Here is a 1,332-nt window from a genome sequence, read left to right on the forward strand (position 1 = left end):
TCTAATTTGTCTTCTTAGTTAGCTTATTATTTTTCTTTCATTGACAATGTGTCTTCTTACATTGTTAATTCGTCTGCTTTCAATGCAAATTTTTCTGCTTGCATTGCCAATGCGTCGGCTTACATTGTTAATGCGTTCCCCTGCATTAAAAACGCTACGCTTCTATGCAAAACTGTACTTAGCTATTACTAGAGTTTATCTCCTAGTTCTCTAGTAACCGCTTGGGGATGTCATTACTCTTGTTCGCAATATTCCCAATAACCGCACTTTTACCGACGGACACCACTACCGTCATCAAGATTAAAATCTCTTAACCTTTCGTTACACTAAAGACATCGAGAAGGATGAAAGCAAACCTCTCGAAGCTGAAATCAAAGGTGAACGACATGAATGGCACAATTCGCGTTGGTAATCTCTTCGGAATTCCCTTCTATATCCATCCGTCGTGGTTTTTAGTTCTGGGTTTGGTAACTTGGAGCTATAGCAGTGGACTGGCGGCGCAATTTCCCCAATTGTCTGCGGGATTAGCTTTACTATTAGGATTGATGACAGCGCTGATGTTATTTGCCTCTGTCGTCGCCCATGAGTTAGGCCACAGTTTCGTTGCGATTCGTCAGGGAATTGATGTAAAATCCATCACACTATTTATATTTGGCGGTTTGGCTAGCTTAGAAAAAGAGTCGAAAACCCCAGGTGAAGCTTTCTGGGTAGCGATCGCAGGCCCGTTAGTTAGCTTACTATTATGCGGTATCGTTACAGCTATTGGTGTTACTACTGCTGCATCAGGGCCGTTAGCGGCAATACTTGGTGTTCTGGCTTCTGTTAACTTGGCATTAGCCCTGTTCAATCTTATTCCTGGCTTGCCCTTAGATGGCGGAAATATACTGAAAGCTATCGTTTGGAAGATTACAGGTAATCCTTATAAAGGTGTCACCTTTGCTAGTCGAGTTGGGCAAATCTTTGGTTGGGTAGCAGTTCTTTCTGGTGTACTTCCCCTACTATTATTTGGCAGTTTCGGTAACTTGTGGAATTTGTTAGTTGGCTTCTTCTTGTTGCAAAATGCTGGTAATGCGGCTCAATTTGCCAGAGTGCAAGAAAAACTCACAGGTTTGACTGCTGAAGATGCTGTAACTCAAGATAGCCCAATTGTATCTGCTAATCTTACCCTGAGAGAGTTTGCCGATGAGCGAGTCATAAGTGGGCAAAACTGGCATCGGTTTTTAGTGACTGATGATCATGGACAATTAGTAGGTGTGATCGCGGTTGATAATTTACGAAGGGAGCATCCCAGTTTTTTGCAAAGAGGACGAAAATCAGTCAGGATAAGTAAGA

General features: G+C 42.4%; 1 protein-coding gene. It reads left to right on the forward strand.

The window, feature by feature from the left end; genetic code table 11:
• Positions 1-386 precede the first annotated feature (386 nt).
• Positions 387-1,332, forward strand: a 946-nt coding sequence (locus tag Q0541_RS12850) for a site-2 protease family protein (protein WP_298910755.1), incomplete at its 3' end; no start/stop codon positions are given.

Origin of the sequence: uncultured Nostoc sp. (assembly GCF_937863485.1) — a bacterium.
GTDB lineage: Bacteria > Cyanobacteriota > Cyanobacteriia > Cyanobacteriales > Nostocaceae > Nostoc.